The sequence below is a fragment of the Flavobacterium oncorhynchi genome (assembly GCF_002217355.1).
GTDB lineage: Bacteria > Bacteroidota > Bacteroidia > Flavobacteriales > Flavobacteriaceae > Flavobacterium > Flavobacterium oncorhynchi.
This window is the reverse complement of sequence record NZ_MUHA01000001.1, coordinates 154,979-181,478: the sequence shown is the minus strand read 5'-3', so window position 1 is coordinate 181,478 and position 26,500 is coordinate 154,979. Positions and strand designations below refer to the sequence as shown.

Here is a 26,500-nt window from a genome sequence, read left to right as displayed (position 1 = left end):
GATTCTAAGGAGCTAAGTTTCTAAGGTACTAAGAGATTTGGCTTGTGAAATTTAGTTATATATTAATTTTAGGTTCAAAACTAAAGTTCTAAATAAAAAACTTAGAACCTTGGCATCTCAGAACCTTAGCAACTCAAAAAAAAATGACAAAACTACAAATAAGAGCTTTTTTATATCAATTAGGATGTTTTGCAATTCTGTTTATTTTAGGCAGATTTTTAATTGCAACTTATACTGGACTGACAGGATTATGGATTCCGATGACGGCATTTATTGCGGCGACTTTAATTTCTCCAAAATTTCAGGCTGCAAGAACAAAGGATGGAGAGAAGCTTTTTATGAAATGGATTTTTATAAAAGGAATTAAAGAAATTGGATAATTCTTGAAATTTTTAGTAAGAAGGAATTAAGCTTATTGAAGTAGTAAGCTGGATTTCGAATACACATATACAAAAAGCCCCGAATTTTTGAATTCGGGGCTTTTTTATATTAAGATTTTCTATTTTTTAGGAGTTTCTTTTTTGATTTCTGGCAGAACTACTTTCTTCTTGTAAATTGGAATAAAATAAGAAACAGTATAGTTGAATCCTACTCCAAAACTTCCATCGTAAGTTCTGTTGAAACCTGGGATATAAAGATTGTCAAATCCAGAAGGTTTGTTATTCATAACTAAAAGTTTAAGCTGAACACCAAAACCAACAAATACATTATTAAAAACTTTAGCTTTAATACCGCCCGCAACCTCAATCCAGCCAGCGCTTAATCCATTATATTTTTGATTTGCCGTAATGTAGGGCTGTTCTCCCCAATACGGATTTGGATTGTAAATTTTATAGCTGTTTAAGTCTTGACTAAATGAGCTGAAACCAGCACGCATACCAATTGTTATAAGGTTTTCCATATCTAACCAGTTTTGGTACATATTGTAATCAAATCCTGCTTTAATATAAGTTCCTTTTGCGGTAGAATTTAGTCGGTCATCATCAGTTGTTTTGTTTTCAAAACCCAATTCAGCGGCTAAATAATACGTTTTGGTTAAACGATAATCTCCTACAAACTCAATTCCTTTATAATCTTTATCATAAAGCCCTCTTGTTAGTTTGTATAAATCTACTCCAACACGCAAACCATAACGATCTGTTTTTGTTGGGATACTATCTGTTTTTGTTTCCTGAACAGCTGGTTTTGCTGTTTTTTTTGGTTTTTCCTGAACGATTTCTTTTTTTGCAGTTGGTGTTTCTTGAGAATGTCCTAAAAACATTGAAAACACTAAGCAAACACTAAAAATATATTTTAACATGTGTTTCATTTTCTGTTTGAATGTTAGGAGTTAGTATATCAATACTCTGCATCCATTGACCGTCGTTAGCGGGATCAGTTCGAATTATTCCGGCAGTGTTTGAATTATCGCTTGGGTTCAATGTAAAATTAGTTTTAAAACCACAAGCTCTAGATACATAAATGTTTTGCGTTGTATAGTTAAATGTCAATACATCTGTATTTACTGCTGCAGGATTAGTGTTTATGGCATTAAATATAAAACTGTAAGCAGTGGTGGTGCCATCTGTTTTTAATGGAATCGAAATAGTGCTTCCATTTGCTAGATATTTACCAGTGTCAGTACCTTTATCATTAAAAATAATCCCATTTGGATCACCGCCGCCAATACCAACAACTTTTAAGTTTGTTACATTTTTTACAACAGACGGATCTGAAATATTATAAAAAGTAATAACAAGTCGCGGAGTTGTAGGTGTATTTCCATCGCAAATGTCATCTTTTTCACAGCTGGACAGTCCAAACGTAAAAAGAAGTAAAAGTGAGACTATTTTTTTCATTTATAATTTTATAATTATCGAAGTTCTAAAAGTACAACATTTTCAACATGATGTGTTTGCGGGAACATATCAACAGGTCGAACGCGGGTAACTTTGTATTTTTCGTCCATCAATGCTAAATCACGAGCTTGTGTTGCCGAGTTACAGCTTACATAAACTACTTTTTTAGGAGCAATTTTTAAAATCTGATCGATTACGGCCGCATGCATACCATCTCTTGGCGGGTCTGTAATAATAACATCCGGTTTACCATGCTGCGCAATGAATTCTTCGTTGAATACCACTTTCATGTCTCCAACAAAAAACTCGCAATTTGTAATATTATTGCGCTCTGCATTTGCTTTTGCATCTAAAATTGCTTCAGGAACACTTTCTACACCAATTACTTTTTTTGCTTTTTTAGAAACAAATTGCGCAATAGTTCCTGTTCCAGTGTATAAATCATAAACCGTTTCATTTCCTGATAATCCAGCAAAATCACGCGTAATTTTGTATAATTCGTAAGCTTGATCAGAATTTGTTTGATAGAATGATTTAGCATTGATGCTGAATTTCAAACCTTCCATTTCTTCCAAGATATAATCTCTTCCTTTATAAAGTTTAATATCTTGATCGTAAATAGTGTCGTTTTGTTTCGCATTTACCACATATTGCAAAGAAGTAATTTGCGGGAATTTCTCGTATAAATGATCCAAAATAAGTTCACGATTAGCTTTGTCATTTTCGAAAAACTGAATCAAAACCATAATTTCGCCTGTTGAAGCAGTACGAATCATTACTGTTCTTAATAAACCAGAATGTTCTCTTGGGTTAAAGAATGCTAAATTATGCTCATTTGCAAAAGCTCTGATTTCATTTCTAATAGCATTAGAAGGATCTTCTTGTAAGTGACATTTTTGAATGTCAAGAATTTTATCCCACATTTTCGGAATATGAAAACCTAAAGCATTTCTGTTTCCTAGATCTTCCTTGCTTTCAATTTCTTTTTCTGTTAACCAACGGCTGTTAGAAAATGAAAATTCCATTTTATTTCTATAGAAAAACTGCTTTTCAGAACCTAAAATAGTTTCGAATTCAGGAAGTTCAACTTTTCCAATACGCTGTAAATGATTTTTTACTTCGTTTTGTTTGTAATACAGCTGCTGGCTGTATTTCATATTTTGCCATTTACAGCCGCCGCAAACACCAAAATGATCGCAGATAGGCTCAATACGATGCTCTGATAATTCGTGAAATTTTACGGCTTTACCTTCGTAATAGGCTTTTCTTTTTTTGAATGTCTGTACATCAACTACATCACCCGGAACTACATTCGGAATAAAGATTACTTTTCCGTCAGGTGCTTTTGCTACTGACACTCCTTTTGCTCCAGCATCAAGAACCTGGATTTGATGAAAGACAACTTTGTCTGTATTTTTTCTTCCCATAGCGCAAAAATAAGCGTTTGAAAACTTTTATAAATTTAAATTTCAAAAAAAATTATCAAATTGTTGAATTTATTAGTTTAATTGAGTTTAAAAGTTAACTTTGTTTTTAACATTAATCTCAAATACCCCAAGTATAACCTATAGTTTGTCATGTTTTATGAAGTTGTATCACAATCTTTCACAAATCAGCTTTTTGAAAAAAAGTTATGCATTTAAATTCTTGTTTGTCGCGTTTATAGGAATACATATTCCGCTTATTGGGATTTTATTTTTTGTGCTTTTTTTTGAGCATACCGTCTCACCAACTTCAATTTTACTTTTTTCTTTAATTATGACTCTGCTGGCAACGGTAGTTACGCTTTTGATATTAAAACAATTAATCAAGCCAATTTCGATTGCTTCGAGATCTTTGGATGATTATAGAAATAACAGACAGCTTTCGGTATTGCCAACAGAATATACTGATGAAGCTGGGCTTTTGATGTGTAATATTCAAGAATCAATTTATGAGGCAGAAAGTTTTATAAACGAAAAGCAGGATTTAATTTATATGCTTTCGCACGATTTGAAAAATTTTGCAGGAAATCCGCAAGGTTTAGCAGAACTTATTTTGAGTGAAAATCCATCAGAGTCCGTTAAACATTTAGCAGGTTTAATTTGCGAATCGACTAATTTGCAATTTCGATACATCGAGAATTTTATAAAATTATTAAAAGAACAAGATCAAGTCGTAAAAATAAATCCAGAATTTAAGACTATTTTAATCTCGAACATTCTGCCTTTTATTAACGAGCAGGTTGAACAACGTTTGATTGATAAAAAAGTAAACTTAAAAGTAAATGTTGAAATTGACGAGGTAAAACTTAAAATCGACGAAGGCTTATTAGTGCAAGTTTTAGTTAATTTAATCAGTAATGCCGTTAAGTTTTCTTATTTCGACAGCGAAATAAAACTTAGAGTTTTTAAAGAGAATTTAAATGTAATTATTACGGTTACCGATGAAGGAATTGGTTTTGATAAAAATCAGATTGATGAATTGTTTAAAAAATTCACAAAAATGAGCCGTTTAGGAACTGCCAATGAATCATCAACCGGAATTGGATTGTATTTGTGTAAAAAAATCGTCGAGAAAAATAAAGGAAAACTAACCGCTTTAAGTGAAGGCAGAAATAAAGGTGCCGAATTTAAAATTGAATTTGAATTGTAAATTTGGAGATGCTAAGGTACTAAGGTTCTGAGAATCTAAGGTTTTTTGTAAAGTTTAAAACTTAGCACCTTAGCATCTCAGAACCTTAGTATCTTCAAAAAATTACCAGAGCTGATGAACAGACGGTTTTATCAAATCGTTGTAAATTTTATTCATTGCCGAAATTTGTTCAGATGTTAATTGAGGAGTATCATAAACAGATAAATTCGAAAGAATATGCTCTTTTTTTGAAGCTCCGGGAATAATACAGCTTATTTCGTTAAAACTCAAAATCCATTGCAAAGCAATAGGAGCAAGGTTTGGCGTATCAGGAAATAAGGCTTTTAGTTTTTCGACTGCTTTTAAACCTAATTCGTAATCAATACCAGAAAAAGTTTCACCTTTATCAAAGGCATCTCCGTTACGATTAAAATTGCGATGATCCTGAGTATCAAAAGTTGTTTTTGAATCAAATTTACCCGTTAAAAGACCGCTTGCGAGTGGAACACGCGCAATGATGCCGATATCTTTCTTCTTTGCTTCAGAGAAAAATAACTGCGATGGGCGCTGGCGGAATAAGTTAAAGATAATTTGAACCGTATTTACATTTGAATATTCTATTGCTTTTAAAGCTTCTTCGACTTTTTCGACGCTTACACCAAGATTCAAAATTTTGCCTTGTTCTTTTAATCGGTCAAAAAGTTCAAAAATTTCAGGACGGTAATAAACTTCTGTAGGCGGACAATGAAGTTGTATTAAATCTAAAGTTTCTAAACCAGTTCTTCTTAAACTGTCTTCAACAAATTTCTGAAGTACTTTTGGCTGGTAGCCTTCATTTATATGCGGATTAATATTGCGTCCGCATTTTGTTGCTACGTAGATGCGTTCAGAGCGTGAACGAACAACACGGCCAACGGCAGTTTCGCTTAATCCGTTTTCATAAACATCGGCAGTATCAATAAAATTTACGCCATTGTCAATAGCAGTATTTATAAGTTCGTCGGCAGTTTTATCATCAAATCCTGATCCCCATTTTCCTCCAACCTGCCAAGTTCCTAGTGAGATTTCAGATATGTTGAAGTTTGTTTTGCCTAGTTTTCTGTAGTTCATTTTTTTTTTAGGTTCTAAGAGTCTAAGGTTCTGAGGGACTAAGATTTTGTGCTTAGAATCTAAAAAAAACTTAGAATCTTAGTGTCTCAGAACCTTAGTGCCTTATTATAAATTAATCAAATAAATCAGATGATAGATAACGATCGCCGCGATCACAAATAACGGCAACAATAACACCAGATTCTAGCTGTTCGGCAATTTTTAAAGCTACAGCAACAGATCCTCCGCTGCTCATTCCTGCAAAAACGCCTTCTTCTAAAGCTAATCTTTTTGTCATTGCTCTGGCTTCCTCTTCACTTACATCAACAATGGTATCGACTTTTGAAGCATCAAAAATTTTAGGCAGATATTCTTGCGGCCATTTACGAATTCCTGGAATTTGCGATCCATCGCTTGGCTGCGCGCCTACAATTTGAATAGCAGGATTTTTTTCTTTTAAATAAGTAGATGTTCCTATGATTGTACCAGTTGTTCCCATTGCCGAAACAAAATGTGTAACAGTTCCGTCAGTATCATTCCAAATTTCTGGACCAGTAGTTTTATAATGCGCTTTCCAGTTATCGTCATTCGCAAACTGATTCAGCATTAAATATCCGCCTTGAGCGACTTTCTTATCAGCATAATCTCTCGAACCGATAATTCCTTCGCTGGCAGGTGTCAAAATAACCGTAGCGCCATAAGCACGCATAGTTTGTGTTCGTTCTTTTGTAGAATCCTCTGGTAAAACCAATTCGATTTCTATTTGAAATAATTGCGCAATCATTGCCAATGCAATTCCAGTATTACCGCTTGTTGCTTCAATTAGTTTATCTCCTTTTTTAATTTCGCCTCTTTCAAGTGCTGAAGCGATCATGTTGTAAGCAGCTCTGTCTTTTACGCTTCCACCCGGATTGTTTCCTTCAAGTTTAAGTAAAAGTTTTACGTTTTTATTTTTAACCAAATTGACAGTTTCCATTAAAGGAGTATTTCCAATAAGGTTTAACAATTTCTGTGGACCCATTTTATCTTTTTTCTTTTATTTTAACGTCGGTTGTAGTAGTATTCAAAACGATAGAATCTGCAGGAATAGATTTTGTTACCCATGCATTTCCGCCAATAACACTATTTTCGCCTATGATAGTTCCTCCTCCTAATATTGTGGCATTGGCATAAATGCACACATTTGCTTCTACGGTTGGATGTCTTTTCGCATTTTTCATTTCCTTGCTCACGCTCAAAGCTCCTAAAGTAACTCCTTGGTAAATTTTAACGTGTTTTTTAATAACAGAGGTTTCTCCAATAACAATTCCAGTTGCATGATCAATAAAAAACGGCGATGCAATGCTGGCTCCCGCGTGTATGTCAGTTCCTGTTATTCGATGTGCATACTCGCTCATTAATCGTGAGAACAGCAATAAGTCTAGATGATATAATTCGTGACTTAATCTATAAATGGCAATAGCATAAAAACCAGGATAGCCCAAGTAAACTTCGTCTAAGCTATTTGATGCTGGGTCATTTTCTAAAATATATGCCGCATCTTGATTAAGTTTTTCTAGAACTCCAGGCAGTTTTTCAAGAAATCTATCCCAAATAGACTCGCATAAGTTTTCAGGTTTTTGACAAGCTAAAACAGCAATTTCTTTAAAGCGTATTTCGAGTTCATTTATGCTTTCGTCTAATACGGCATTCGAATCAAAAAGGGTATAGAACAGCTTTTCAGTAAAATCTTCGGTTTTGGTTTTGATACCGTAGTTTATTGTAGAATGGCTTTTTAAAGCTTTAATGTTTTGTATGATAGTATCTTTTGTCACAATTATAAAATTGAATGGATATTTTAAAACGTTAAAAGTAAGGTGTTTTTTGTAAATACAGGCACGAATTAACTAAAGAAATTTTGTGCTTCGGGTTGTATTTGTGATAAATGAAAGTTTGCTGAAATCTAAAATATAATATGATTCTTAAGAAGTTAATTGTGTAAATTAGCCTATAAAATTTACAAAAATGAAAAACAATTCAACGTTTAAGAGTGCAATTTCAAATATAGATTTTCCTATAAGTGAGAAAATTTACGGAAAATCAATTCATGACCCAATATTAGGTTTAATTGTCAAAGATCATCCTTCTTTTTGCGATGACGATTGTATAGCTGTAGAGGAGTTGAATCAATATCGCCAGAAATATATTTCGAATTATTTGTCTACTGAAATTGGAGCGCTTTCAGATCTTGAAAAGAATGTTATTTCTTCTTTGAAAGAAGATAAGTCAATAGTAAGTATTGTTGAAGATGAAGTTGAGACGAGGAGTATTGGACAGAAGATTGCTGATCAAGTGGCAGATTTTGGAGGAAGCTGGACTTTTATAATTTCGTTTCTGGCTTTTATTATTATTTGGATTGGCTCGAATGTTTATATTTTGGTCAATAAAGGGTTTGATCCATATCCGTTTATTTTGCTGAATTTGATCTTATCCTGTATTGCAGCTTTGCAAGCGCCGGTGATTATGATGAGTCAAAATCGTCAAGAAGAGAAGGATCGAAATCGTGCCAAAAAAGACTATATGATTAACTTAAAATCGGAATTAGAAATTAGAATGATTCACGATAAAATTGATCATTTAATTATGCATCAACAGCAAGAATTAATCGAAATTCAGAAAGTGCAAATTGAGATGATGAATGATATTTTGAATAAAATTAAGAAGTAAAAAAACGATCAAAATCATCAAAGATAAAAGTGTTTGTAAAAGTAACCGACAAGCATAAAAATGATATTAAGGCTTGCTGCTTTCCAAATTATTTTTTGATAATTTCTTGACTTGTCCACAAAATATAAAACGACTAAAATCAAAAATAAAAGGGTAGTGTAAACTGCCGGATACATATTAAAAGCCGCTAAAAATTCACCTTGAAAAAGTAAGAATAATGATCGCTGAAAACCGCAGCCTAAACACTCAATTCCAAAGAGCGTTTTGAACATGCAGGGGATCATATATTTTTCTAAAGACACGGTGACTTTTTTTTACAATTTTACGAAAAAAATATAAGATAACATTTCAAGAGGAGGGAACTGTTACTTTAAAGTTTGCTACTTTTGAATTCTTAAACTTTAAAATATGAAAACGTTTAAAATTTTAATTATGATTCTTGCCATTTCGGTTGCGTTATATGAGCAGGTTTCGGCAGAAAAAAATATCTATATAACGGTAATTGCAATTGCAGTTTTCATGTATGGAATGATGCAGCTGAGTGCAAAAACACCAAGTAAAAACCAAGATAAAGAAGAGAAGGATGTTGACTAAAGGAGATAAGGTTTCTGTCTTAGACGAAGCCATAAACGGAACGGTAGTTTCAGTGAAAAACAATGAGGTTTTGATTGAAACTGAGGATGGATTTATGATGACATTTTTTGTCAATGAATTGCTTAAAATTCAAGAAACCAGTAATTTAATGAATTCTATTAAAAGAATAGATTTAAATGAGATTTCAAAAGAAAAAACAGAGCCAAAACCACGTAGTTTTGTCAAAGAACGCAAAGATAAACGCGAAATTTCGGCTCCAGAATTTGATTTGCATATTGAAAAGCTGGTTCCAAATAAACGCGGAATGTCGAATTATGACATCTTAACTTTGCAGACTGAAACGGCAAAAAGACACATTGAATTTGCGATCAAAAACCGCATTCCAAAAATTGTTTTTATTCACGGTGTCGGCGAAGGAATTTTAAAAGCGGAACTGGATTTTTTATTGGGTCGTTATGATGGTATAGATTTTCAAGACGCCAATTATCAAAAATATGGACTGGGTGCGACCGAAGTTTATTTTAGACAAAACAATAAATAAACAGGTTTTTAAATCTTAAATAAGCTGTTTTAAAAGCATAAAAAAACGTCCGTTTTTCATTCTGAATTTTGATTAAAATCAGTCTTGAAAAACGGACGTTTTTTGTAGGAATAAAAAAAAGAAGCAAGGACCGTTTTTGAACGTTGTCCTTGCTTCTTTTTTATTTTGTTTTTTGCTTTTTTACTTGGTGATTTTTCCTAGAAGAAAACTAGTTCCAAGTCTAAATTTACTATTTCCTTTTACTAGCGAAACGTTTGCAAGAACAATGGTATGAATAAAGTTTGGACCTGATTGTTCTGTCGTAACTTGTATTTCTGCTTTTAGATCTGCGTTTGTATTTTCACCTACCCAAGTTTCATTTACAGCAGGTAACGAAGGAGTAGTTTTTTGACAAAAATAGCCAGCAGAAATACTTCCAGTCCCGCTTAAAAAAGTTCTGTAAAAAAGCTTGTTTGTAGTTGCTCCAATTGCTCCTGTTCTTGGCTTTCCTGGAGGGGTAACTACATTATCAAGTAAACTTTGATCAAAGTTTTCGATTGTTAAAGTAAAGGACGTATTGTAATTGTAAACCGTTAAGTTGTCAGGACAAATAAATGCTTCGCCGCTGGCAGCATTTTGAAACGTTAAATTAGCTGGAGTAACTGTAGTTTTATAATCTCCAAACGGAAATTCGGCTTCAACTTGATCTCCTGCAGGTTTTGCAAAAGTGATGTTTTGAAATACAATATTGTGGTTGTAGCCATTAATTCTTGTTGCTCCGTTTACATCAGGATCAGTTGCTATTTGTGTCGTTGTAATTACAATTTTACCGGTTTTTCCTAACCATTCTTCAGTAACATTTGGAGTTCTTGGCGGTATAGCGCCGCAAATATTAGTAGTTTCTACTTTACCGTCGTAAGCTCTATATACCACACGGTATTGATTGTTGTCGATGTCGTAGATGTAAACGTTAGGATCGTTTACAATTCCATTTGCCTGCGGTAATTGAAGCAATAATGATTCTTGCGTTTTAAGTTTGTAAATTAAAGTATTAGTTGTAGGGTCACAACTTGCCGCTGTTACATTATCAAAATCGATTGTATCTACTGTAAGGTCGCCATCGTCACAGCCGTTTAACAAAAACGCCAATAATACAAGGCTTGCATATTTTTTCATCGTAAATTTTATTTGGGTCAAAAATAGTGAAAAATTTGGCAAATGATATTTAAGATTAGACAATTGATATTTCATAACTTTGCAACAATGAAAAAAGTATACCTCGATAACGCCTCAACAACTGCAATGCGTCCTGAAGTTATTCAGGAAATGACTAAAGTAATGACTGAAGATTTTGGTAATCCATCATCTACACATAGTTTTGGGCGAAATGCAAAAACAGTTTTAGAACTTTCTAGAAAAAGTATTGCTAAACATTTAAATTGTTCAGCTCAGGAAATTATTTTTACTTCGGGAGGAACTGAGGCTGATAACTGGATTTTGAGATCGGCAGTAGAAGATCTTAAGATAGAACGAATTATTACTTCAAAAATAGAACATCATGCCGTTTTGCACGCTGTTATGGCATTAGAGGAAGAATATGGTGTTCAGGTTGATTATGTGAAGATAAATGCTGATGGAAGTCTTGATTTGACGCATTTGTCTAATTTGTTAAGCGACGAGAAAAAAACAATCGTTAGTTTAATGCATGTAAACAACGAAACAGGCGCTATTTTAGACTTGGATAGAGTTGGGGTTATTTGCAAGCAATATAACGCCTTATTTCATTCAGATACGGTTCAATCAATTGGGAAAACCGAAATTGATCTGCAAAAAACTCCGGTTGATTTTATTTTAGCCAGTGCACACAAATTTCACGGGCCTAAAGGCGTTGGTTTTGCTTTTGTTCGAAAAAATTCTGGATTACAGCCTTTGTTTTTTGGGGGCGAGCAAGAAAAAGGACTTCGCGCAGGTACAGAAGCGGTACATCAAATTGCTGGAATGGCAAAAGCCTTGTCCGTTTCTTATGAGAATTTAACTGAGGAACGCGAATACATTTCTGAGCTTAAGAAATATCTTATTGAGCAGTTAGAAGCTCATTTTTCTGGTTTTAAAATTAATGGGAGAAAAGATGATTTTTATAATATCATCAATATCACGCTTCCGTTTTCTTCAGATAAAACGTCGATGCTTTTGTTTAGTTTAGATATGAAAGGAATTGCAGTTTCCAGAGGAAGCGCCTGCCAATCTGGAAGCATAAAGCCATCGCATGTTTTAAAGGAAATGCTTTCAGAAGATGATTTACAACTGCCAAATCTTAGAATTTCATTCAGTCATTACAACACAAAAGAAGATATTGATTGGCTGATTGAATCCTTGAAAGTTGTATAGAGGTACAAAGGGGCAGAGTAGCAAAGGTTCAAAGGTCTCTTTAATGTGAAAAGTCCTTCGACTTCGCTCAGGATGACATAAAAGATCTGTCTGACTGAGCGAAGTCGAAGCTTTTTATTTTCTAATCACTTTTACCTGTGAATCGTTTGTCAGTTTTATAATTGTTGAAGGTTTTCCAGCAACTTTATCGTGATATAAATTAACCACATAATCAACTCCATTGATGATTGCAGGGTTAATATCTTTAAAAGCAATTGGAGTAGGCTGCCCCGAAATATTTGCTGATGTTGAAACCAGTGGTTTTTTCATTCGCTCTAGTAATTTAAAACAAAAAGGTTCTTTTACTAATCTTACTCCAAGCGAATTATCTGCGGCAATGATATTGGCAGCAACATTTCTAGGTTCATCTAAAATTAAAGTTGTTGGTTTTTCAGATAAATCTAAAATTTGCCAAGCTACCTCTGGAATGTTTTTAAAAACATTGTACATCATTTTTTCACCATTCATTAAAACAATCATGCTTTGTGTTTCGGCACGTTGTTTCAGCTTGTATATTTTAGCAACAGCTTCAGGATTTGTAGCATCGCAGCCAATTCCCCAAACAGTATCAGTTGGGTAAAGTATAATGCCGCCTTCTTTGATTACTTCGTATGCTTTTAGTATTTCTTCGTTCATTTTGTAAAATGTAATGGGCTATTGAGATTGCAAAGGTAGCAATAAAAAAAAATAATAAATTACGCTTTTATTTCCTTGCTTTGCTCAAATATTTGATAGATTACGCTTTGTTTTTTCTTTTTGCTAAAGACATCAAAGGCAGTTCGATGTATTTAAAAGTCAGCTGACAAATCAGTATTAAAGGAAAAACAGATACAGTAATAATCGACCAAAATTCAACGTCGGTTAATGTTTTTGCTTTTTCAAAACCAACGATGTAATGAAATATAACAAACAGTAAAATACCATGAAGTAAATATAGACTGTAGGTAATTTGACCAAATTTACGCGAAAAAGCACTCGATAAAACTCCGAAAAAATTGTTTCCAGATGCGATAATCAAAAATACAATAGACGCTGCTATCAGCGGATAAGGTTTTCTGCCGCTGTTGAAAAAATAGACTGAAACAGCTAATAATAACAGTGCTAATAAGGTGTACTTTTTCTGTTTTAAAATCGTATTAAACTTTTTTGTGTTTAATATTAATGCAACACAAATTCCGCCAATAAAAGGCATAAAATGTCTTAATGACGATTTGTTTATAACCATAATTATTGCGGCGGTAATTGTAAAACCGATTAAGGCTTTGTAGTTGATTTTTATTTTAAAGAACAATGCAATAAGAGGCAATAAAAAGTAAAAAATCCATTCGTAAGGCAATGTCCAAGTAATTCCGGCATTTAGAATAAAAGTATCTTCTAAACCATTTAAGTTTGAATTTTGCTTGCTGACGTTAAAAAATATCCAGGAAAGAATGCTTTTTAAGTTTTCTAAAAATGGAACTCTAACAGTAAAATTAGTCAAGCAGGCAGCCAGAATAAAAATAATAATTACAGAGAAGAAATACATTGGAAAAAGCCTGAAAAATCTTGATTTAAGATAGTTTGACCAGTCGATTTCTCCCGTTCTATTATTTAGTAATTTGGTTGTAAATAAAAAAGCAGTAATTATAAAAAAGAAAACAACAGTGGTTTCTCCAAATTGATTGAATAAATTAGATTCTGGATCTTCCCAATTTTCAGTTTTTAAATATACCTGCCATATATAACTATGGTGTAAGAAAACAAAAAAGGCTAAATAACCTCGCAGTCCGTCAATTTCGGGATAACTAACGTCAGTTAACTTTATTTTTACTAATCGATTAATTGTTACAACAGATAATACTAAAGCAATTAAGGCGGCAATTATAATCAGAGAAAAGGTGAAATTCATTTTGTTTTACATATTGAATAACACCAAAGTTTGACAATGAAAGTGAGGTGATATTTTTATTTTTGTGCAAACATACAGAATGATTAATTAAAATTGAACGAATTACAGCCTGTTTTTTTATGTATTTAAGAGGTATAAATTGGTTAATAAAAGCATAAAATAAATGAACAGCACGGTATGAGATCGTCAAATACGTTCAGTTTTTAATAATGAAAGGCTTTAAAATGTAAAAGATTTACTTGAGATTTTTAAAAATTACATTCTCGCACCATCCTTCGATAGTATATTGATGCAAGATAGAATCTGGGATTTTTTCGTATTCGTTTTTAAAAAAATCAGCAGAAATTACAGGATTCCTTTCATCAATAATAAGGATGTTGTTAGGATTATAAAAATCGTAATTTTTGATGTCAGAGTTCGTAGTAATTAATTTTTTATCTAAACCTAAACTTTCAAAAACTCTAAAAGTTAACCCAATTTGACCAATTCTGTTAATGTCTAAAAGTACTTTTGAGCGGTTGATATAGTCGTTTACTTCAGACAATGGCATATGTTTGTTGATATAAGTAATGGTATTATCAACAGGTTTACGTTTTTTATCGTAAACAATAAATTTGAATTTTATTGTTTTAGATTTTAACTCATCAGCGATTCGAATTAAAATTGGAAGTCTTTTATCGATTGAACTAATATTGAAAACATCATACTCAAAAGGAGCATTGCTGCTTACAGAAACGTTGTTATTGTAAATCCAATTTGGAGCGAATTTTAGATTGAATTTCGCACAGTCTTCTTTTTCGAACGAAAAAACATCATCAAAACAATGTAAAACTCGTTTAATTTTTGGGCAGCGATAAATATTGTCGTTAAAAAAGCCAATAGATTTTTTAGTATATTTTTTAAATTCAAGAATACTTTTAGGATCTATAAAATCACCTTTTATTGTTAAAATAACATCTTGAATTTCCTTGTTTTCCTCTAAACGGTTTAAAATTTCTTTACCAAAATGCTGGTGTTTTAGGTTTGGTTTGTTTAAAGCCTTTAAAATAAAATTGTATGCCTTGTGTAATACAGTGGGGTATTTGTATTTGAAGGTATTAAAATCGATATGCTTAACTATATGTCCTTGTTTTTCTAGTGTTGAAGCAATATGTTTATTGAGTCCCCAATTGTCAAGACTTATTAGTGTAATACGCATTATCGATATTTTTTTTTTATTAGATGGTAAAACTAACTAAATTTGCTGAAACATTTTTTATGATCTTAAGATTAAATCGAGGGTATGAAAAATTCGAAAATGAGATTGTCGAGTTTATTCAGTTTTTTGACACCAAAGGAGAAGACTTCGTTATTGGTCAGCGTAATCAGATAAAACTTTTTGATTTTAACAATCAAAAAATAAATATCAAATCGTTTAAGGTTCCACATCTTATTAATAAAATAGCCTATAAATATTTTCGAAAATCAAAAGCAAAACGTTCATACGAATTTGCCAATAAATTATTAGAATTAGGCGTAGGAACACCAAAACCAATTGCATATGCTGAGTTTTCGTCGATTATAGGTTTAGAGAAAAGTTTTTATATCAGCGAACAGCTTCAATGCGACCTGACTTATAGAGAGCTGGTTGAAATTCCAAATTTTCCTGATCGCGAGAATATTTTAAGACAATTTACCAGATTTAGTTTTGATCTTCATGAAAAAGGAATTGAGTTTTTAGATCATTCGCCAGGAAATACTTTGATTAAAAAGAATGCTGAAGGGAATTATGATTTCTTTTTAGTGGATTTAAACAGAATGGAATTTCATAAGACAATGAGTTTTGAAATGCGCATGAAAAATTTATGCCGTTTAACTCCTCTTAAGGAAATGGTTGCGGTAATGAGTAATGAATATGCTAAATTATATTCGGAATCTGAAGAAAGGATTTTTGAGTTGTTGTGGAAAGATACTTCTGATTTTCAGGAGAAGTTTTACAGAAAAAAGCGCTTAAAGAAGAAACTTAAATTTTGGAAGAAGTAAGTTCTTGCAGTTTTTTGTAACGAATAAAAACGCTATAAGCATTTAGGTAGCAAATGGTAATGCCATTGATACCGTCGAGAAAGCCAAGACGAATTAAAAATTGGTATAAAAAAGTATAAAAAGGGTGAAAAATCATTAAAAAATAAGATGATTTTTGCCCTTTTTTTATTTTTTCATTCGCTTTCAAAATTCCATAATGATACATTTTTGACTTATAATCTTGATATGAAGTGTAAGAAAAGTGAATGATTTTGTTTTTTAAAACCGAAGTTGTGCCATTTACGATTAGTTTTTCATGAACCATTCTTTCAGAATTGTATCTGCAATCTGATTTTTTAAAAAGCCTGAAAATCTTGTCAGTCTGCCAGCCGCTGAAGTTTAACGGCTTATTCTTGAACATAAAAGTTCGATATATTAAATAAGCACTTGCAGTATTATTGCTGTTTATTGTCGAGATAATTTCAGTTTTTAATTCTGAAGTCAATCGTTCATCGGCATCAATAAATAAAACCCATGAATTTTTAGCTTGATCTAAAGCAAAATTACGTTGAGCAGTATAGTTTATAAAATGATTTTGAATCAATTTTACATTCTGAAAAGATTGGACTATAGCAATAGTTTGATCAGTGCTGTAGGAATCGATTACGATAATTTCATCAGCAAAATCAATATCTTCGAGCAGAGATTTTATATGTCGTTCCTCGTTGAGTGTAATTATTAGAACCGATAATTTTTGCTCGTTATTAATTTGCATAATGATATCCTGAGTATTCTCAGTTTTTGTACTCTTGAAAATAAGTTTCTAATTTTTCAAGCATTAAAGGCAAAGGATATTCAGCATAATATTCAAAAGTATGCTCTTTTATGTATTGTTCTGTGTGCTGCTCGTAAATTTCAGGTTTTAAATCTTTTAAATGAATAGAAGCATTTTTTGCCTCATTTTCAAATATCTGCCAAGTTTCTTTTCTAACAGAAGGTGTAAATATAGAAAACGTTGGAATTTCAAGTGCTTTTGCCATGTTTACCGCACCACCTTCATTGCCTATAAGCATTTCGCACTGAGATAGAAGCGCTAAAAAAGAACGTAGTTCAGTACAGTACAAATCAAAAGCAATGTGTTTTTTTGTTTCCTCGCTGCAATAATTATAGACTTCCTGAGCAAGATCTTTTTGATCTGGAACATAATTAAAGATGATAGAAGCATTGGTTTTGGCTACCGTAAAATCAATAATTTTTGCCATTCCTTCCAGCGGATAAGTTTTGTAAACCTCGCTTCCTAGAATTCCAAACATAATTAAGGGTTTGATGGTATCAATGTTATGACTTTTTAAAAGACTTTTGGCATCATTAATTTCAGATTCTTTTAAAAAGATTTTAGGCTTTACGTCTGTGATTTTTTCAGATATAAATGGCTTTAAAAGTAACAATCTATTCTCGATTGCAAGACCGTGTTCTGATTTTACAGCATCAAAACGCTCATAACTGTGATTGTAAAAAACGCTTGAATACCATTTATGATAGGAAACTTTATATTTTGCTCCAGAGAAAAGCGTAATTAAATTTGTTTCTAATTTGCTGTATACATCAATTACAGCATTGTATTTTTTTCTTCGAATTTGAAAAATAAATTTAAATAAGGAAGGAATTGACTTTCTAACCTTATTTGTTAATACAATAACATTGTCAATATTGGGATTTTCTTTTAGAACATCAACAGAATTAGGGTAGCACATATAATCTATAGTGGAGTCTGGATATTTTGTTTTTAGATTATTACAAATTATTGTACTCGTTAATACGTCTCCAATTCTTTTTTGCTGAATGACTAATATTTTCATTTATTTCTTTAATTCAATTTGAGGCTAAATTACAAACTATTTTATAATGTGTGCAAGCTGATCGTTAAGAATAGGATAAAACTAATGTAAAAGTTATCTTTGCATTTAAACAAATTTAATCTTAGAATGGAAATAAGTGGTTTAGTTATTACTTTCAATGAAGAGAAAAACATAGGGAAATGCATTGATGCTTTATTAAAAGTTTGTAATGAAGTAATTATTGTAGATTCTTTTAGTAAAGATCGTACAGTAGAAATTGCCAAAGAAAAAGGAGCAATAGTTATTGAGCAGGCTTTTTTGGGTGATGGCCCACAACGTACTCATGGTTTGCCATACTGTAAAAATGACTGGATTTTAAATCTTGATGCGGATGAATTTTTAGATAAAGACGCTGAAGAGTTTATTCTGAATAAAAAATATCTTGAAGGAAATTACGATGCATTTAGTTTTAGGGTAAAAAATTTCTTAGCTGATAAATTGATCAATTTTTCGGGATGGTATCCAGATCATAAAGTTCGTTTTTTCAATAAACAAACGGCGCATCCTTCTGATTCAAAAGTGCATCAAAAAATAATTACTCAAAATGAGAAAAAAGTTGCAGTTCATATCTTGCATTATGGCTGGGATTCTTTAGATCAGATAATTGCCAAAAAAAATCAATATTCTGGCTGGCATGCACAGCAATTATTTGATCAAGGAAAAAGGATAAATACATTTAAGCCAGTTCTTAATGGCGCTGTAGCGTTTATTCGATGCTACTTCTTTAAAAAAGGTATTTTTAATGGTATCGACGGGCTTACAATTGCAATGATTCAAAGCTTTTTCTCTTATATAAAATATGCAAAGCTTTTAAAACTTCAAAAAAAACAATAATTATGGGGCATCAAGATTAAAATTATTAAGAAAGAGGCCCTATAAATATTTTAACTATAATTTATTGCAGACAATTTCAATGTCTGCTTTTTTTGTTTATAAAAATCAGGTTTACAGTTATTATAAATGTACGGAATCTTCTGTAAATCAACTTAGTTTATTATTTGATTTTGTATTGTTTTACTAGTTGGTTTCTTATTTTTTGGTTAAGAAATATTTTTTTTGTGAATAATAATACTATTAATGTTAGCTTTGCGAAAAAAATCAAAAGTAAATGTCGAAGCTGCCCATTTTAATGTACCATAATGTTGATCAAGATGATGCGAAATCTTTGGATTTATGTATTTCTGTGTCAAAGTTGGAGGAGCAGTTTAAGTTTCTTTCCGATAATAATTACACAACATATCATTTTAAAGATTTAGACAATTTAAAAGAACTTCCTCCAAAAAGCATTATTATTACTTTTGATGATGTTACCGAATGCCAGCTCTTATATGCTGTGCCTTTGCTTGAAAAATACCAATTAAAAGCTTCTTTTTTTATACCTTTTACTTACGTTGGAAATTTTGATTATTGGATAGAAGGAAAAGAAAAGATAATGAGTGCCGAACAATTAAGAGGATTAGACCGTAATCTTATTGAGTTGGGGTATCATTCTTTTGAGCATAAAAAATACAGTTCGTTATCTAAAGAGGAACTGGAAGCTGATTTTATTAAATCGAATAATTTTATACTTGAAAATCAATTAGATATAAAGCCTGTTTTAGCATATCCTTTTGGGAATTATGCTAAGAAAGACGCGCAATTTGCTGTTTTTGAAAGAATAATGCGCGATAATGGTATCAAATATGGTTTGCGAATAGGGAACAGGGTGAATAAATTTCCTTTTAAAAACAACTATTTGGTAAAAAGAATAGATATAAAAGGAGAAGATAGTTTGTTGAAATTTAGATTAAAACTGAAAATAGGAAAGCTTAAGATTTTTTAGGAAATATGGAAATTAGTGGGTTAGTAATTACCTATAATGAAGAAAAGAGTATAGGTAAATGTATTGATGCTTTGTTTAGAATTTGTGATGAAGTAATTGTTATAGATTCATTAAGTGTTGATAATACGGTTAAAATTGCAGAAGAAAAAGGGGCTAAAGTTATCTCGCAAGCTTTTTTAGGCGATGGGCCTCAAAGAATTCATGGACTGCCTTATTGTAAAAACGACTGGATTTTAAATCTGGATGCTGATGAAATTTTGGCAGAAGATGCTGAGAAATTTATACTATCTAGAAAATATGAAGATCAGCATTTTGATGTTTATGCCTTTAGTCTTTATAACTATTTGGGAAATAAGTTAATAAATTTTTCTGGCTGGTATCCTGATAAAACGTCGCGTTTTTTTAATAAAAAAACTGCATCTCCATCAAAAGACAGTGTTCATCAAAAGGTTTCAGGAAACAATAAAATCCATTTAAAAGTTCACGTTCACCATTATGCATGGGAGGATTTTGATCAGCTTATCAGGAAGAAAAATTTATATTCGACTTGGCACGCGCAGCAGCTTTTTGAACAGAATAAAAAAGTTAATAGTTTTAAACCAATATTAAACGGTTTGGTAGCTTTTATAAGATGCTACTTTTTTAAAAAAGGCTTTTTGAATGGCTTGGATGGTCTTACATTTGCAATGATTCAGAGCTTTTTTTCCTATATGAAATATGCTAAGCTTTTGAAGCTTCAGGAAGCAAATAAGAAACAGAAATAGGTATAAAAAAAGGAATGAATTTTTAAAACTCATTCCTTTTTTTATTTGTAAAACTGTAAATTAAACAGCAACATCGTATTCACGAAGTGCATTGTTTAGTGAAGTTTTTAAATCTGTAGAAGGTTTACGAATACCAATGATTAAGGCACATGGAACTTGAAATTCTCCGGCAGCAAACTTTTTAGTATAACTTCCAGGAATTACTACTGAACGTGCAGGAACAAAACCTTTCATTTCAACAGGCTCATCACCAGTAACGTCGATAATTTTTGTTGAAGCAGTTAAACACACATTAGCGCCAAGAACCGCTTCTTTACCTACGTGAACTCCTTCGACAACAATACAACGAGAACCAATAAAAGCACCGTCTTCAATAATAACCGGAGCAGCTTGCAATGGTTCAAGAACACCACCAATACCAACACCACCGCTTAAGTGAACGTTTTTACCAATTTGAGCACAGCTTCCAACAGTTGCCCAAGTATCTACCATAGTTCCTTCATCTACATAAGCACCAATATTTACATAACTTGGCATTAAGATTACACCGCTCGAAATGTAAGCTCCGTAACGTGCAACAGCATTTGGTACTACACGAATTCCTTTTTCAGCATAATTTCTCTTTAGTAACATTTTGTCGTGGTATTCAAAAATACCAGACTCCCATGTTTCCATTTTTTGAATTGGGAAATACATTACAACAGCTTTTTTTACCCATTCGTTTACCTGCCATTTATCGCCAACTGGTTCAGCAACACGTAATTTTCCAGCGTCAACTAATTCGATAACTTCTCTAATAGCATCAGTTGTTGTAGTTTCTTGTAATAAAGCTCTGTTTTCCCAAGCTTGTTCAATTATAGTCTGTAAAGAATTCATAGTGTTTAATTTTTGGCAAAGATAAGGTATTTGGGCAAATGCAAAAAAGAGAAAGCCTTTTGAAGATGTTATATATTTAACTTTTTGTTTGTATTTTGATAAATAATAAAAAAGTAATAAGATAAAAATTGAAATTAAGAGCCGCTAAAAGTTTTTTTAATATCAAAATATGACAAAAATCAGATTTTGCTTTTTTTCTTCTGTCTAATTTCGCGACATAATTCCAGAGCAATTTTGTAAGGAAATTAAGCGTACAATCCAAAACAAATAATATAAGCAGAAAAATGATGAATCAAGAAAATCAACTTCAAAATCGAATTCCAGTTATAGATAAAGAGGTTACGTGGGACAAAACACAAGTAATTATGAGTAAAACAAATGCGTTTGGTATTATCGAATATGCCAATGAAGTTTTTGTTGATGTTTCTGGTTATGAAGATTACGAATTAATGGGACAGCCGCATAATATCATTCGTCACCCAGATATGCCAAAAGTCATTTTTAAAGTTTTATGGGAAAATCTTAAAGCTGGAAAAAACTTTCATGCAATTGTAAAGAATTTAGCGAGATCTGGACGTTATTACTGGGTTATTACCGATTTTGAGATTGCAAAAGATGAAAACGGAGTCATTATGAACTATTTTGGAAGAAGACAAGCCGTTCCGCAAGAAGTTATTTCACTGCATATTGAACCATTGTACAAAAAACTGCTGCAAATAGAAGCTGCAAGTGGTGTTGAATACAGTGAGAAATATTTAATTGGATTTCTAGAGGAAAAAAAGAGAACTTATGTAGAGTATATAAAAGAGTTGATATATGAGCATGAAAAAACACAATCTAAGTTTGCGAATTACGAAGAGAAAGAAAAAGAAGACGAGGAGGAAGAGGAAGAAAGAGGCTTTTTTAGAAGACTGTTTAATAGATAGATATATTTTTTTAGTTTTAAATATTTTTGGTGAGGTCCGTTCTGAGTTTTTCAGAACGGATTTTTTATTGGTAAATAATTTTGATAGGAAGGTTAAAGTTAAAAGGCTTGTAAAAGGTTATATTTGCATTTTCTTCAAAAGTTTCTTTTTTAATTATCGTTTACAAAATTTAGATAATATGCCTAGAATTCTCTCATTAGATTACGGACAAAAACGTACAGGAATTGCTGTTACTGACGAAATGCAGATTATTGCATCAGGATTAACTACAATTCCAACTCATACTTTAATTGATTTTCTAAAAGATTATTTCGCTAAAGAAAAAGTAGAAGCAGTTTTAATAGGCGAGCCAAAACAAATGAACGGCGAACCATCTCAAAGCGCATCGATAATTAAAGGTTTTGTGACTCACTTTTCAAATATTTTTCCAGAAATGAAGGTAATTCGTGTTGACGAACGATTTACTTCAAAAATGGCATTCCAGACCATGATCGACAGTGGATTGAGTAAAAAGCAAAGGCAGAATAAAGGTTTAATTGATGAGATTTCGGCAACAATTATGCTTCAGGATTATCTTTCTTCAAAGCGTTTTTAGGTTTATTTCTGATTAATTTTACATTTTTGGAAAAATTTATAATTTTCTAACTTTTATCATGTAAAAATTAGTTTTTTTTTGCGATTGAAAAAGGTACCTTTGCACTTTAAAAACAAATTACTGTTATGCCTGACAATACAATACGTTCCAATAGTGAAGTAGTGCTTATTGGAGCTGGAATTATGAGTGCAACTCTTGGATTAATTTTAAAAGAGCTGCAACCAGATATTAAAATTGAAATTTATGAAAGATTAGATGTGGCTGCTGCCGAAAGTTCCGATGCTTGGAACAATGCAGGAACCGGACATTCTGCCTTTTGTGAATTAAATTATACCCCAGAAAAGGCTGACGGAAGTATTGATCCAAAAAAAGCAATTAGTATTGCTGAATCTTTTGAAATTTCCCGCCAGTTTTGGTCTTATTTGGTACAACAAAACAAAGTACCTTCTCCAGAAAATTTTATAAAAAGTGTTCCTCATATGAGTTTTGTTTGGGGAGATAAAAATGTTGAATACCTTAAAAAGAGATTTAAAGCACTTCAAAGTAATCCTATTTTTTCTGAAATGACATTCAGTACTGATTTTAATCAGTTAAAAGAATGGATGCCATTAGTAATGGAAGGCAGAGCGGCTGATGAAAAATTAGCAGCTACTCACATGGAAATTGGTACCGATGTTAATTTTGGTGCGCTGACAAGAAGCATGTTTAATTATCTTGAAAAATTAGACGGCGTTACTTTACACTTCAATCACGAGGTTAAAAAACTAAAACAACGTGAGGATAAATCTTGGAGAATTAAAATCACAGATTTAGCAACAGGTCAAAAGCGAAAAGCATATACTAAATTTGTATTTATTGGAGCTGGTGGAGGTTCATTGCCTTTATTAGAAAAAGCAAATGTTCCTGAAGGAGCAGGTTACGGAGGATTTCCAGTAAGCGGACAATGGTTGAAATGTACAAATCCAGACGTTATTGCAAAACATCAGGCTAAAGTTTATGGAAAAGCAAGCGTGGGAGCACCGCCAATGTCAGTTCCGCATATTGATACACGTGTAATCGATGGTGAAAAAGCATTGTTGTTTGGTCCTTTTGCAGGATTCTCAACACGATTCTTGAAAAATGGTTCGTATTTAGATCTTCCATTATCGATTAAAGCAAACAACTTAATTCCTATGCTTTCTGCAGGATATCATAATATTCCTTTAACAAAATATCTAATTGAGCAAGTTCGTCAATCTCCGAAAGACAGAATGAAAGCCCTTCGTGAATATTTGCCAAGTGCTCGTTCTAAAGATTGGAAATTAGAAAAAGCGGGACAACGTGTTCAGGTTATTAAAAAAGGTGAAGATGGAGGTGGAGTCCTAGAATTTGGTACCGAAGTTATTAGTACGCACGACGGAAGTTTAGCTGTTTTGTTAGGAGCTTCTCCTGGAGCATCTACGGCAGTTGCTATTATGATTGATTTGATTGGAAGATGTTTTACAAATCAAATTAAAACACCAGAATGGGAGGCAAAAATGAAACAAATGATTCCTTCTTATGGAAAAACGCTTAATGACAAACCAGAGCTTTTAGCAGAACTTAGAAAAGAAACTGCCGAAGTTTTGAAATTGAATAATTAAAGTCAATATTTATATAAAAAACACAAATCCAGATGAATTAATCTGGATTTGTTGTTTTTAACTCCTTTGTAATTTTCAAGATTTTTTCTGCAAGATTGCTCATCCATATCAATTGCTCAATAACCATTTGGGCTTCCTGCATTTTTGCTTGACGTGTTTCCTTGTCTAGTTCATCATCAGCAGCAAGGCGAGAAAAATTTCTACGTTTAAGCTCTTCAAACTGCAGTGTGACATCTTCTTTGTCAAAAAAAGTATCTGTAATAACAGCTTCATTTCTTAAAATTGAAATGGAATGTTCTAAGTTTGAAAGAATAGTTTTTATGATATAATTAAAAGATTCTGAAGCCGAGGTTGTTTGATGTGACTGTATGTAGGTTGATAAAGAAGCTAAAGCCGATAAAAAAGAATGATTTAAAACCACTAGTTTGTTTACCAAAGGCATTGTTTTTTGTTTAGATTTTGGCTCTTGCATCATCCTTTGAAAAGAAGTCATTAAATTACCAGTCTCAACAAATGCATTCTTTCTCGCTAATTTATAAGAAGTCGGAACTTCACCTTTTTTATTGTAGAAATCTGCAATTTCTTTTAGATAATTTCTGTTTGCTCTAATCGAATTCTCAATATGAATAGGTGTATTTAAAAATTCCCAAGCCGGCCATAAAAATTGATTGGCGATAAAAGCCAAAGTAGCACCAGCAAGCGAATCGAGTATTCTAAATTGAATTACTTCAACAACATTTGGCGTCAAAATTCCGTAAATAAAAACAACGTACATCGTTACAAACGTCGCGCTTATTTTGTAGTTAATTTGAGTAAACGAAATTCCGAGAAGCATACAAATAATCGAGAAAATACTCAAAACAACATGATTTTGAATAAGCGATACGATTCCAAATGCCAAAAGCCCTCCTAAAATAGTTCCGAAAATTCTATTATAAGATCGTTCTTTAGTTAAGCCATATCCTGGGCGCATAATTACAACTATAGTTAGCAGAATCCAGTAATTATTTTGAAGATGTAATAATTGACCAAGGATAAAACCACACAAAATAGTTACTGTTAAGCGAATCGAGTGTCTGAATATTGATGACGAATAGCTTAAATTTTCAATTAAGGTTCGCAGCGGATAATATTGCGGCGTTAAGAATTTTTCTAATTCTTTGTCTTTATCTTTTAATTTATAAGACTGCATTGCCAGCGATAAAGCACGTTGAATAGTTTTAATTTTTACAACCTGATTTTTGGCATATTTCAGCATATTAGTAAGCATTAATACGCCTTCTGCAACTTCTTCTTTACCCAAGCTCTTTTCATAATCAAAAATCGCAAACTCAAGAGCATCAAGTTCATTTTTTAAATCATTTTTGTCAACATAAACAGCAATATGCTGTACGTTTTTAGAAAGTTTCTTTAAAGTTGATGCCAGCTTATACGCTACATTTTGATAAGTACGTAAAACTTCAGGGTGTTTATTGAACTTTTCATGAATCTTATTATGGTCAAAAGAAGTATACAAGGCAAGTTCTTGAATTTCTACTAAGGTTATAAAAACCAACAGCATTTTTCTATTTTGGCTTGTTGTTCCTGATGCATTTTGATTTCCAATCAGCATTTTTCTTAAATCCTCATGAATCAAATTAAGATCAACTTGTATCGCCAGCTGTTTTTCGATTATCTTTTCTCGATTTGCTTCGGGATTCCATAAATCACCTCTAAGTTTTAAGTATTTAGACGTTAGCTTTATGCCTTCTGCAATTTGAAGTTCAATATATTTATAAGGTTGTACAAAATGAAAAACTAGTGAAACTACTAAATATAAAATTCCCCCAACAAAAATAAAACCTGAGTATTGAAAAGCTTCCCATCCTTCATGTAAATGACCAAAGGATAATGAAATCGATAATAAAGCAGAAAACGAAACTAATGTTGCTCTCTGACCATACACTGAAATCATGGAGCATATAAACAATAAAAATCCTAAAAAGGGATAAAACAAATAAGGATGCGGATAGGCAAGATTTACTAATAAATTAACGCCCGAAACAATAAAGGAAGCAACAATAAGACCTTTTATTTTGTGACTTAAAGAGCTCGGAATATCACTGGGATAAGTATAAAATGCACCTAATGCAATTGTAAAACCTATTTCGAAATGTCCTAAAAAGTTTAAAATTAAAACGGGTACAACTGAGGCGATGGTTACTTTTGACGCATTTAAAAAAGAAGTACTATTTGTGAATTTCGAGATACGTTCAAGCATAAAGTGAGGTTTACTAGCAAAGGTAAGAATTGTACGAACTATTTTGGCATAATTATAGCTG

28 protein-coding genes are annotated in these 26,500 nt (G+C 32.2%); 13 read left to right on the top strand and 15 right to left on the bottom strand.

Annotated features, from left to right (window positions below; all coding sequences use genetic code 11):
* The first annotated feature begins 143 nt into the window (after positions 1–143).
* The gene (locus tag B0A75_RS00855) at positions 144–380 is read left to right on the top strand and encodes a hypothetical protein (RefSeq protein ID WP_089052401.1); all 237 of its coding nucleotides are present in this window, start codon (positions 144–146) and stop codon (positions 378–380) included.
* Positions 381–499: 119 nt separating this feature from the next.
* On the opposite strand, the gene B0A75_RS00850 is transcribed toward B0A75_RS00855, so the two are convergent.
* The 3 genes from B0A75_RS00850 to rlmD are packed head-to-tail and all read right to left on the bottom strand — an operon-like array spanning position 500 to position 3,265.
* On the bottom strand, positions 500–1,309 hold the full coding sequence (locus B0A75_RS00850) for a DUF6048 family protein (protein WP_089052400.1): 810 nt from the start codon (positions 1,307–1,309) through the stop codon (positions 500–502).
* Positions 1,281–1,838 (bottom strand): DUF6452 family protein, encoded by a 558-nt coding sequence (locus tag B0A75_RS00845; RefSeq protein ID WP_089052399.1) that lies wholly within the window; start codon positions 1,836–1,838, stop codon positions 1,281–1,283. Before B0A75_RS00845 ends, B0A75_RS00850 begins: the two co-directional genes overlap by 29 nt.
* 14 nt (positions 1,839–1,852) lie before the next feature.
* Positions 1,853–3,265, bottom strand: a complete 1,413-nt coding sequence (gene rlmD / locus B0A75_RS00840) for a 23S rRNA (uracil(1939)-C(5))-methyltransferase RlmD (RefSeq protein WP_089052398.1) — start codon at positions 3,263–3,265, stop codon at positions 1,853–1,855.
* Positions 3,266–3,458: 193 nt separating this feature from the next.
* On the opposite strand from rlmD, the gene B0A75_RS00835 reads away from it, so the two are divergent.
* On the top strand, positions 3,459–4,472 hold the full coding sequence (locus B0A75_RS00835) for a sensor histidine kinase (protein WP_244284321.1): 1,014 nt from the start codon (positions 3,459–3,461) through the stop codon (positions 4,470–4,472).
* A 102-nt stretch (positions 4,473–4,574) separates the two neighbouring features.
* Here B0A75_RS00835 and B0A75_RS00830 read toward each other — a convergent pair whose 3' ends face one another.
* The 3 genes from B0A75_RS00830 to epsC form a co-directional block, all read right to left on the bottom strand.
* Positions 4,575–5,561: an aldo/keto reductase gene (locus B0A75_RS00830; RefSeq protein WP_089052396.1), complete on the bottom strand. Its 987-nt coding sequence runs from the start codon at positions 5,559–5,561 to the stop codon at positions 4,575–4,577.
* A 112-nt stretch (positions 5,562–5,673) separates the two neighbouring features.
* Positions 5,674–6,561 (bottom strand): cysteine synthase CysM, encoded by an 888-nt coding sequence (cysM, locus tag B0A75_RS00825; protein ID WP_089052395.1) that lies wholly within the window; start codon positions 6,559–6,561, stop codon positions 5,674–5,676.
* A 1-nt stretch (position 6,562) separates the two neighbouring features.
* Positions 6,563–7,354, bottom strand: a complete 792-nt coding sequence (gene epsC, locus B0A75_RS00820) for a serine O-acetyltransferase EpsC (protein WP_089052394.1) — start codon at positions 7,352–7,354, stop codon at positions 6,563–6,565.
* A 190-nt stretch (positions 7,355–7,544) separates the two neighbouring features.
* Here epsC and B0A75_RS00815 point away from each other — a divergent pair, with 190 nt between their 5' ends.
* On the top strand, positions 7,545–8,246 hold the full coding sequence (locus tag B0A75_RS00815) for a DUF1003 domain-containing protein (protein ID WP_089052393.1): 702 nt from the start codon (positions 7,545–7,547) through the stop codon (positions 8,244–8,246).
* A 17-nt stretch (positions 8,247–8,263) separates the two neighbouring features.
* On the opposite strand, the gene B0A75_RS00810 is transcribed toward B0A75_RS00815, so the two are convergent.
* Positions 8,264–8,518, bottom strand: coding sequence for a DUF2752 domain-containing protein (locus tag B0A75_RS00810; protein ID WP_317044183.1), 255 nt, complete (start codon positions 8,516–8,518; stop codon positions 8,264–8,266).
* A 136-nt stretch (positions 8,519–8,654) separates the two neighbouring features.
* On the opposite strand from B0A75_RS00810, the gene B0A75_RS00805 reads away from it, so the two are divergent.
* Together B0A75_RS00805 and B0A75_RS00800 are read left to right on the top strand one after the other, a co-directional pair.
* Positions 8,655–8,840, top strand: coding sequence for a hypothetical protein (locus tag B0A75_RS00805; RefSeq protein ID WP_089052391.1), 186 nt, complete (start codon positions 8,655–8,657; stop codon positions 8,838–8,840).
* Positions 8,830–9,381 carry a Smr/MutS family protein gene (locus B0A75_RS00800; protein WP_089052390.1) on the top strand — a complete coding sequence of 184 codons (552 nt, stop codon included), beginning with the start codon at positions 8,830–8,832 and terminating at the stop codon, positions 9,379–9,381. Before B0A75_RS00805 ends, B0A75_RS00800 begins: the two co-directional genes overlap by 11 nt.
* Before the next feature lie 180 nt (positions 9,382–9,561).
* On the opposite strand, the gene B0A75_RS00795 is transcribed toward B0A75_RS00800, so the two are convergent.
* Entirely contained in the window at positions 9,562–10,536 is a 975-nt protein-coding gene (locus B0A75_RS00795) for a hypothetical protein (RefSeq protein WP_089052389.1), read from the bottom strand.
* An 87-nt stretch (positions 10,537–10,623) separates the two neighbouring features.
* On the opposite strand from B0A75_RS00795, the gene B0A75_RS00790 reads away from it, so the two are divergent.
* The gene (locus tag B0A75_RS00790) at positions 10,624–11,748 is read left to right on the top strand and encodes a cysteine desulfurase family protein (protein WP_089052388.1); all 1,125 of its coding nucleotides are present in this window, start codon (positions 10,624–10,626) and stop codon (positions 11,746–11,748) included.
* A 114-nt stretch (positions 11,749–11,862) separates the two neighbouring features.
* Here B0A75_RS00790 and B0A75_RS00785 read toward each other — a convergent pair whose 3' ends face one another.
* The 3 genes from B0A75_RS00785 to B0A75_RS00775 all read right to left on the bottom strand — a co-directional run bounded on the left by B0A75_RS00785 (position 11,863) and on the right by B0A75_RS00775 (position 14,873).
* Complete coding sequence (locus B0A75_RS00785; RefSeq protein WP_089052387.1) at positions 11,863–12,423, bottom strand: L-threonylcarbamoyladenylate synthase; 561 nt, start codon at positions 12,421–12,423, stop codon at positions 11,863–11,865.
* A 100-nt stretch (positions 12,424–12,523) separates the two neighbouring features.
* Positions 12,524–13,675: an acyltransferase family protein gene (locus B0A75_RS00780; protein WP_089052386.1), complete on the bottom strand. Its 1,152-nt coding sequence runs from the start codon at positions 13,673–13,675 to the stop codon at positions 12,524–12,526.
* A gap of 235 nt (positions 13,676–13,910) precedes the next feature.
* Positions 13,911–14,873: a CgeB family protein gene (locus tag B0A75_RS00775; RefSeq protein ID WP_089052385.1), complete on the bottom strand. Its 963-nt coding sequence runs from the start codon at positions 14,871–14,873 to the stop codon at positions 13,911–13,913.
* A 59-nt stretch (positions 14,874–14,932) separates the two neighbouring features.
* Here B0A75_RS00775 and B0A75_RS00770 point away from each other — a divergent pair, with 59 nt between their 5' ends.
* Positions 14,933–15,697, top strand: a complete 765-nt coding sequence (locus B0A75_RS00770) for a lipopolysaccharide kinase InaA family protein (protein ID WP_089052450.1) — start codon at positions 14,933–14,935, stop codon at positions 15,695–15,697.
* On the opposite strand, the gene B0A75_RS00765 is transcribed toward B0A75_RS00770, so the two are convergent.
* Together B0A75_RS00765 and B0A75_RS00760 are read right to left on the bottom strand one after the other, a co-directional pair.
* Positions 15,678–16,451, bottom strand: coding sequence for a glycosyltransferase family 2 protein (locus tag B0A75_RS00765; RefSeq protein WP_089052384.1), 774 nt, complete (start codon positions 16,449–16,451; stop codon positions 15,678–15,680). The two genes, B0A75_RS00770 and B0A75_RS00765, sit on opposite strands and share 20 nt — an antisense overlap.
* A 19-nt stretch (positions 16,452–16,470) precedes the next feature.
* The gene (locus tag B0A75_RS00760) at positions 16,471–17,535 is read right to left on the bottom strand and encodes a glycosyltransferase family 9 protein (RefSeq protein WP_089052383.1); all 1,065 of its coding nucleotides are present in this window, start codon (positions 17,533–17,535) and stop codon (positions 16,471–16,473) included.
* 126 nt (positions 17,536–17,661) lie between these two features.
* On the opposite strand from B0A75_RS00760, the gene B0A75_RS00755 reads away from it, so the two are divergent.
* The 3 genes from B0A75_RS00755 to B0A75_RS00745 all read left to right on the top strand — a co-directional run bounded on the left by B0A75_RS00755 (position 17,662) and on the right by B0A75_RS00745 (position 20,160).
* A complete protein-coding gene (locus tag B0A75_RS00755; protein ID WP_089052382.1) occupies positions 17,662–18,408 on the top strand; it encodes a glycosyltransferase family 2 protein in 747 nt (248 codons plus the stop codon).
* A gap of 274 nt (positions 18,409–18,682) precedes the next feature.
* Positions 18,683–19,396, top strand: a complete 714-nt coding sequence (locus tag B0A75_RS00750) for a polysaccharide deacetylase family protein (protein WP_089052381.1) — start codon at positions 18,683–18,685, stop codon at positions 19,394–19,396.
* A gap of 5 nt (positions 19,397–19,401) precedes the next feature.
* Positions 19,402–20,160, top strand: coding sequence for a glycosyltransferase family 2 protein (locus B0A75_RS00745; RefSeq protein ID WP_089052380.1), 759 nt, complete (start codon positions 19,402–19,404; stop codon positions 20,158–20,160).
* Positions 20,161–20,220: 60 nt separating this feature from the next.
* On the opposite strand, the gene B0A75_RS00740 is transcribed toward B0A75_RS00745, so the two are convergent.
* On the bottom strand, positions 20,221–21,036 hold the full coding sequence (locus B0A75_RS00740; RefSeq protein ID WP_089052379.1) for a 2,3,4,5-tetrahydropyridine-2,6-dicarboxylate N-succinyltransferase: 816 nt from the start codon (positions 21,034–21,036) through the stop codon (positions 20,221–20,223).
* Between the two features lie 287 nt (positions 21,037–21,323).
* Here B0A75_RS00740 and B0A75_RS00735 point away from each other — a divergent pair, with 287 nt between their 5' ends.
* From B0A75_RS00735 to B0A75_RS00725, 3 genes are all read left to right on the top strand, one after another.
* Positions 21,324–21,962: a PAS domain-containing protein gene (locus B0A75_RS00735; protein ID WP_089052449.1), complete on the top strand. Its 639-nt coding sequence runs from the start codon at positions 21,324–21,326 to the stop codon at positions 21,960–21,962.
* A gap of 178 nt (positions 21,963–22,140) precedes the next feature.
* On the top strand, positions 22,141–22,557 hold the full coding sequence (gene ruvX / locus B0A75_RS00730; protein WP_089052378.1) for a Holliday junction resolvase RuvX: 417 nt from the start codon (positions 22,141–22,143) through the stop codon (positions 22,555–22,557).
* Positions 22,558–22,682: 125 nt separating this feature from the next.
* Complete coding sequence (locus B0A75_RS00725) at positions 22,683–24,179, top strand: malate:quinone oxidoreductase (protein ID WP_089052377.1); 1,497 nt, start codon at positions 22,683–22,685, stop codon at positions 24,177–24,179.
* A gap of 37 nt (positions 24,180–24,216) precedes the next feature.
* Here B0A75_RS00725 and B0A75_RS00720 read toward each other — a convergent pair whose 3' ends face one another.
* Positions 24,217–26,439 (bottom strand): FUSC family protein, encoded by a 2,223-nt coding sequence (locus tag B0A75_RS00720; protein ID WP_089052376.1) that lies wholly within the window; start codon positions 26,437–26,439, stop codon positions 24,217–24,219.
* Positions 26,440–26,500: the final 61 nt, after the last annotated feature.